The organism is Micromonospora sp. NPDC047753, assembly GCF_040642735.1.
Classification (GTDB): domain Bacteria; phylum Actinomycetota; class Actinomycetes; order Mycobacteriales; family Micromonosporaceae; genus Micromonospora.
Genome location: NZ_JBEYSL010000359.1, coordinates 1 through 7,354, shown reverse-complemented (window position 1 = coordinate 7,354; position 7,354 = coordinate 1). Strand labels below are relative to the sequence as shown.

The following is a 7,354-nucleotide window of genomic DNA, read 5'->3' as shown; positions in this document are numbered from 1 at the left end:
CCGCCTCACCGGCCCTGTTGGAGAACTCGCCGGTGCTCCAGCGCACCCTGGCCGTCCGCGACACCTACCTGGAGCCGCTGCACCATCTCCAGGTGGCGCTGCTGCGGCAGTACCGGGAGTCGGGTGCCGCCGGCCGGGCGGTCGCCACCGCACCGGGCGGCCGACGCGCGCCGAGCGACGGCACCGCCCTGGAACGCGCGCTGCTCACCACTGTGAACGGCATCGCGGCCGGGATGCGCAACACCGGCTGATCAAGAGGTACGGAAAACGGGCCCCGGTCGTTGCGACCGGGGCCCGTTCCGGTGGGTTCTAACGACCGTCAGAAGTCGCCGCCACCGAAGTCCCCGCCCCCGAAGTCGCCACCGCCGAAGCCGCCGCCACCGAAGTCCCCGCCGGCGTAGTCGCCGCCGCCGAAGTCGCCGCCCTGGTCGCCGCCGCCGAAGTCCCCGCCCTGGTCGCCGCCGTCGCCCCCCTGGTCGACGCCGTCACCGAAGCCCTCCTGGTAGCCGGCGTCGTAGCCGTACCCGGGGTCGGCGAAGGCGGGCGAGAAGAGCGCGTCGGCGATCAGGATGCCGCCGAGCACACCGGCACCGGCACCCAGCGCCGTCTTCCACCAGGGCGTCGAATACCAGCCGGCGGGCACCGGTCGACCCTGATAACGCCCACCCGGGTAGTAGTAGGGCGTTTCCCGGCCGGGTTGCGGCCCGGCCCGGAAGGTCTGCCCCTGCACATCGACCTCACGCTCCTTGGTGAGCTGCCCCACGCCGCGGGCGGCGGCCAGGGTCGGCACCTCGGGGCCCGGATCGATGCCCAGCGCCGTGCGCGCCGCCCGGATGTACGCCAGACCCTCCAGCGCGGTCTCCCGGGCCAGCCCGAACTGGTGCGGCGTGGACGCCTGTTCCAGCTGGGAGCCCGCCGCGTTGTACCGCTCACCGGCGTCGGCAAGCGCCTGGCGTACCGCCGGGTCGTCGCCGTGCAGGTTCATCAACTGGCCGCCGAGGCGCTCGTACCACCGCTGCGCCTCCGCGCGGGCGTCGGCGAGCTCGGTGCGCCGACGGGCACCGGCCTGAGCGCGGACGAGCGCGGCGGCGCCCAGCGCGCCGACCAGCACCACGGCGAGACAGAGCACAAGTTCCATGTCATCGAACGTACCCCCGGGTCGCACGTCGTATCCGTCTGGCAAGCTCCGGTGATGGACGTCTCGACGCTGCTCCTGGTGATCGTGTGCCTCGGCACCGGCGGGGCGGTGGGATGGCTCGCGGCCCGGTCGCGGTCGGCCGCCGACATCGCCCGGCTGGATGCCACCCTGGCCGCCACCCGGGAGGGTGAGGGTCGGCTGGAGCAGTCCATGCGGGCGTTGAGCTACGAGGCCACCGCACAGTCCCAGGAGGCGGTGGCCCGGGCGGTCGCGCCGCTGCACGACACCCTGCGCCGCTACGAGCAGCGGGTGGCCGAGCTGGAGCACGACCGCGTCGACGCGTACGCCGAGCTGCGTGAGCAGGTCCGCTCGATGAACGCGGTCTCCGGTGAGCTGCGTACCGAGACCAAGCAGTTGGTGGCGGCGCTGCGCGCACCGCAGGTGCGGGGCCGCTGGGGTGAGCACCAGTTGCGCCGGATCGTCGAGGCTGCCGGGATGCTGGAGCACTGCGACTTCTCCGAGCAGGTCACCGCCGCCACCGACCAGCAGGTCGTCCGACCGGATCTGGTGGTTCGCCTGCACGGTGGTCGCTCGGTGGTGGTGGACGCCAAGGCCCCGTTCGACGCGTACCTGACAGCCATGGAGGCCCGCGACGAGCGCGGCCGGGACACCCACCTCGACGCGCACGCGCGGCACCTGCGGGGGCACGTCGACGCCCTGGCCGCCAAGTCGTACTGGTCGGCGTTCGACAACTCGCCCGAGTTCGTGGTGCTGTTCGTCCCGGCCGATCCGTTCCTCGACGTCGCGCTCCAGCGAGACCCGTCGCTGCTGGAGCACGCCTTCACCCGCAACGTGGTGCTCGCCACGCCGGCCACACTGGTCGCGCTGCTCCGCACCGTGGCCTACTCCTGGCGGCAGGAGGCACTGGCCCGCAACGCGCTCGCCGTGCACACTCTCGCCCGGGAGCTGTACGGCCGGCTCTCCACCCTGGGCGACCACGTGGGCAAGCTCGGGTCCTCGCTGGCTGGTGCGGTGACCGCCTACAACCGGGCGGTCGGCTCGCTGGAGGCCCGGGTGCTGGTCAGCGCCCGCAAGCTCGCCGAGTTGGGCGTGTCGGACGACGAGTTGGCCACCCCGGTCCAGGTCGAGTTGACGCCCCGGCAACCGCAGGCGCCCGAGCTCGCCGATCCGGCCGGTGACGAGGTCTCGAACCGCTCGCCGATCATGTGACAGTGCGTATACCCGCATGTCACGAACTGGTCACAAGGGACTGACCAGTAGTGACAGTGCTCTCCGCTACCACGAAAGATTCTGCTCACCCGAGCGCCCTTGCATGAAGGGCCCTGTTCTCTGGAGGTAAAGAGAACGTGAGCAGACTCCGAAATTTGAGCCGGCGCACCTCAGCCGCGCTCTTCGCGTCGGTCCTGGCGGCGAGCGCCATGACGACGATGGGTGGTGCCGCCACCGCGGCCGCCGCTCCCGCCACCACACCGGACGCTTCCCCGGCCACCGCCGCCGAGACGCTGGGCGCCCACGACGCCAAACTGCTCAGTGAGGCCCGCGCCAAGAAGGCTCCGACCGTCACGTTGATCGTCGCCACCGAGAAGGGTGAGGCGGGGGACGTCGCCGACAGCCTCACCAAGCTCGGCGGCACTGTCAGCCAGCGGCAGGACAGGGTCGGCTTCGTGCTGGCCAAGGTTCCGACCGACCGGGTCCTCAAGGCGGCACGGCTGCCGGGCGTCTCGGCCGTCGACCTGGACGAGGTCATCCAACTGCCGGACCCGGCCCCGGAGCGCACCGCCACCGGCACCGCCGGCGCGCGGCAGGCCACCGTCGCGGCGCCGGGAGAGACCACCCCGGCCGACAACCCCTACATGCCGACGAACGAGACCGGCGCGGTGGCGTTCACCGCGGCCCATCCCGAGTGGGACGGCCGGGGCGTCACGATCGGCATCATGGACTCCGGTGTGGACCTGGCCCACCCGGCGTTGCAGCAGACCACGACCGGCGAGCGCAAGATCGTCGACTGGGTCACCGCGACCGATCCGCTGGAGGACGGCTCGTGGCGGCGGATGCAGGCCGAGGTCACCGGCCCGTCGTTCACCATCGCCGGCGGTACCTGGACGGCACCGGCCGGCATGTACCGGTTCAACCTGTTCAGCGAGTCGGTCACCGCAGCGAGCGACGCCCGGGGTGACGTCAACCGCGACGGCGACACGACCGACACCTGGGGTGTGCTCTTCGACCCGGCCACCAACAACATCCGGGTGGACGCCAACCAGAACCTCAACTTCACCGACGACCCGGTCATGCGGCCGTACAAGGAAAAGTACGACATCGGCTACTTCGGTACCGACAACCCGGCGACCCCGGTCGCTGAGCGGCAGCCCTTCGTCGTCGAGTTCCGCAAGAACGTGAACACCACGCCGATCGGCCTGCCGGGCACCTACGACTACGTCAACATCGGCATCGTCGAGAGCACCCACGGCACCCACGTCGCCGGCATCACCGCCGCCAACGACATGCTCGGCAACGGAGCCTTCGACGGTGCCGCGCCCGGTGCCAAGCTGGTCTCCGCCCGCGCCTGCTCCTGGGGCGGCGGCTGCAGCGCGGCTGCCCTCACCACCGGCATGATCGACCTGGTGGCCAACCGTGGCGTCGACATCGTCAACATGTCGATCGGTGGCCTTCCGGGCCTGAACGACGGCAACAACGCGCGGACGAACCTCTACAACGAACTGATTGAGACGTACGGCGTGCAGGTGGTCATCTCGGCCGGCAACTCCGGCCCGGGTCTCAACACCGTCGGCGACCCGTCGGTGGCCAGCAACGTGATCAGCGTTGCCGCCAACATCAGCAAGGACACCTGGCTGGCCAACTACGGCTCGGTCGTGAAGAAGAAGAACGCCCTGTTCAACTTCTCCTCCCGTGGCCCGCGCGAGGACGGCGGCTTCAAGCCGAACATCGCCGCCCCCGGCTCGGCCATCTCCACCGCACCGACCTGGCAGCTCGGAGCCCCGGTCCCCGAGGCCGGTTACGCGCTGCCCCCGGGCTACGCGATGCTGAACGGCACCTCGATGGCGTCTCCGCAGACCGCCGGCGCCGGCGCGTTGCTGCTCTCGGCGGCCAAGGCCACCGACCGGGGCGTCAGCCCGGCCGCACTGCGGCGGGCGCTGTTCAGCTCCGCCAAGCCGATCGCGGACGTGCCGACGTACGCGCAGGGCTACGGCATGGTCAACGTTCCGGGCGCCTGGCAGTTGCTGCGCCAGGGCGTCGAAACCCGGTCGTACGTCTCCGACGCACCGGTCTGCAGCCCCCTGGCGGAGCAGCTGACCATCTGGAACGGCGTGAAGTTCGTGCCGAACCCGGGCCGGGGCACCGGTGTCTACAACCGCTGCACCTCGTCCGAGGGCGGCCACAAGGTCGGCCAGAGCAAGACGTACCCGGTCAAGCTCACCCGCACCAGCGGCCCGGCCGGCACCATCAAGCACACCATCACGCTCCAGGGCAACGACGGCACCTTCAAGGCGCCGAAGACCGTCGCGTTGCCGCTCAACAAGGCCGTCACCATCAGCGTCACCGCCAAGCCGGCCACCGAGGGCGCGCACGGCGCGATCGTGCGGATCGACGATCCGGCCACCAACGTCGTCGACTTCGAGGTGTCCACAGTGGTGGTGGCCTCGAACGACGTGAAGAAGCCCAACTTCTCGTACGCGAACGAGGGCTCGGTCGACCGCAACGGCTTCACGTCGTACTTCGTCACGGTGCCGGAGGGCGCCAAGGCACTCCAGGTGAACCTCTCCGGGATCGCCACCGATTCGCAGACCCGGTTCATCGCGATCAACCCGTTGGGTGTGCCGGTGGAGGCCACCACCAGCACCGTCTGCTACACCAACTTCTCCGACGTCAACGTCTGCAAGCCGCAGGAGCGTGACTACCAGAACCCGCTTCCCGGGGTCTGGGAGATCGAGGTGGAGGCGCGGCGGACGTCCCCGGCGCTGAACAACCCGTTCAAGCTCCAGGCACGGGTGCAGGGCCTGACGGTCGAGCCGGCGCTGGTCGAGCTGCCCAGTGTCGAGGCCGGCGAGCCGACCCCGGTGAGCTGGAAGGTCACCAACGCCTTCGGTCCGGTCTCGGTCAGCGGCCGCAGCGGCGCGCTGACCGGTGTGCGGACCGAGCGTCCGACCATCACCGAGGGCGGTCCCAACCAGGAGTGGACCGTCGAGATCCCGGCGGGTACGTCGACGTTCACCGCCCGGATCGGCAACCCCGCCAACGCGGGCGCTGACCTGGACCTGTTCGTCTACCGGGGTACCACCGAGGTCGGCCGGGCCGCGGACGGCGACTCGGAGGAGGCGGTCACGCTGACCAACCCGGCCGCCGGCACCTACCGCGTCGTGGTGGAGCCGTACGGGGTCGACGGGCCGGGGACGAGCACCGCCTACGACTACTACGACGCGTTCGCGTCCGCGTCGCTGGGCACGATCACCGCTCCGGCCGTCGCGGTGCCGCTGATGCACGGCGAGTCGGCCACCATCACCGGCACGGTGACCGCGGTGGCCGTCCCGGCCGACGGGCGTCAGCTCTCCGGTGAACTGGCGATCGTCACCAGCGAGGGTGCGATCGTGGGTCGCGGCAACGTGTCCATCGGTGCGGTGAACTGATCCGCTCGTAACACCGGCAGGAGCCCGTCCCCACGTTCGGGGGCGGGCTCCTGCCGGTCAGGGGTGGGAAGGGTCAGGACCGGTGGGCTGCCGTCACGACGAACGGGGTGCCCTGCTGGCAGGTGGTCATCATGCCGGGCTCCACCCGACCGGTGACCTCGACCCGGGCGCCCGGCGTCAGCACCTCACGCGGGCCGCCGAGCAGCAGGTAACCGTCGAGCAGCACGCAGCCGGGCTCCACACCGCCCTGCACGGTGCCGCTCAGGGTGGTGGCCCCGACGCCCGGCGGCGTGCTCGGGCCACCCGGTTTCGGAGTTTTCAGTCCGGGCGGCACGCTCCGGGTGCCGGTCTCCGGCGAGGGCGTCGGGTCGGGCGTGGGCTGGCTGGTCACCGGCTGTGCTCCCGTCGGTGTCGGGGTGGGTGTGCCGCCCCCGACACCCTGGCCGCCGCAGGCGCTCAGCGCCACGCAGACGGCCAGCGCGGGGACGGCGAGCCGAAGAGTCCTCATGCCGAATCTGACGTACGCCGACCCGAGTTCGTTCCCGTGCTTCAGCCGCGCGCCGCGGCGGCCTTCATGTCCCGCCTCAGCTCCTGCGGAAGCGAGAACGTGAGCCGCTCGTTGGCGGTGGTGATCTCCTCGACGTCGGCGAAGCCGCGCGCGGCGAGGTGGACCAGCACCTCCTGGACCAGGTCGTCCGGGACGCTCGCGCCCGAGGTCAGGCCAACCGTGGTGGCCCCCTCCAGCCAGGCGTCGTCGATCTCGTGCGCGAAGTCGACCAGGTGACCGGCGCGGGCGCCGGCGTCCAGGGCGACCTCGACCAGGCGGACCGAGTTGGAGGAGTTCGTCGAGCCGACCACGATCACCACGTCACAGTCGGCGGCGATCTCCTTGATCACGTGCTGCCGGTTGGAGGTGGCGTAGCAGATGTCGTCGCTGGGCGGGGACTGCAACAGCGGCAGCCGCTGCTTGAGGCGGGCCACCGTCTCCAGCGTCTCGTCGACCGAGAGCGTGGTCTGGGAGAGCCAGACCACCTTCTCCGGATCACGTACGGTGATCTTGTCGGCGCCGTCCGGGCCGTCCACCAGCTGGATGTGCGCGGGGGCCTCACCGGCGGTGCCGATGACCTCTTCGTGCCCCTCGTGGCCGATGAGCAGGATGTCGTAGTCCTCGGCCGCGAAGCGCCGCGCCTCGTGGTGCACCTTGGTGACCAGCGGGCAGGTCGCGTCGATGGCCTTCAGCGAACGTGCCTTGGCCTGCTCGTAGACCTCCGGCGCAACGCCGTGCGCGGAGAAGATGACGGTGGCGCCCTCCGGCACCTCCTCGTTCTCCTCGACGAAGATGGCGCCCTGGGCCTCCAGGGTCTGCACCACGTGCTTGTTGTGCACGATCTGCTTGCGCACGTAGATCGGGGCGCCGTAGAGCTTCAGCGCCTCCTCCACGGTCTGCACGGCGCGGTCGACACCCGCGCAGTAGCCGCGGGGCTTGGCCAGGAGCACGCGCTTGCCGGTCCGGTGAGTCGCCTGAGCCTCAGTCACCACCCCATCGTACGTG

General features: G+C 70.9%; 6 protein-coding genes. 3 read left to right on the top strand and 3 right to left on the bottom strand.

Going from position 1 to position 7,354, the window contains the following annotated elements:
* Positions 1 to 251, top strand: a 251-nt coding sequence (locus tag ABZ749_RS25300; RefSeq protein WP_357231978.1) for a phosphoenolpyruvate carboxylase, incomplete at its 5' end; no start/stop codon positions are given.
* Positions 252 to 319: 68 nt separating this feature from the next.
* On the opposite strand, the gene ABZ749_RS25295 is transcribed toward ABZ749_RS25300, so the two are convergent.
* Positions 320 to 1,138, bottom strand: coding sequence for a hypothetical protein (locus tag ABZ749_RS25295; RefSeq protein WP_355009429.1), 819 nt, complete (start codon positions 1,136 to 1,138; stop codon positions 320 to 322).
* 54 nt (positions 1,139 to 1,192) lie between these two features.
* Between ABZ749_RS25295 and ABZ749_RS25290 the strand changes: the two genes are divergently transcribed.
* Entirely contained in the window at positions 1,193 to 2,368 is a 1,176-nt protein-coding gene (locus ABZ749_RS25290; protein WP_357231974.1) for a DNA recombination protein RmuC, read from the top strand.
* A 137-nt stretch (positions 2,369 to 2,505) separates the two neighbouring features.
* On the top strand, positions 2,506 to 5,802 hold the full coding sequence (locus ABZ749_RS25285) for a S8 family serine peptidase (protein ID WP_357231971.1): 3,297 nt from the start codon (positions 2,506 to 2,508) through the stop codon (positions 5,800 to 5,802).
* 73 nt (positions 5,803 to 5,875) lie between these two features.
* Here the strand turns inward: ABZ749_RS25285 and ABZ749_RS25280 are convergent, their stop codons facing one another.
* Both ABZ749_RS25280 and ABZ749_RS25275 read right to left on the bottom strand, forming a co-directional pair.
* Positions 5,876 to 6,310 (bottom strand): hypothetical protein, encoded by a 435-nt coding sequence (locus ABZ749_RS25280; protein ID WP_112581935.1) that lies wholly within the window; start codon positions 6,308 to 6,310, stop codon positions 5,876 to 5,878.
* 41 nt (positions 6,311 to 6,351) lie between these two features.
* The gene (locus ABZ749_RS25275; RefSeq protein ID WP_357202744.1) at positions 6,352 to 7,338 is read right to left on the bottom strand and encodes a 4-hydroxy-3-methylbut-2-enyl diphosphate reductase; all 987 of its coding nucleotides are present in this window, start codon (positions 7,336 to 7,338) and stop codon (positions 6,352 to 6,354) included.
* Positions 7,339 to 7,354: the final 16 nt, after the last annotated feature.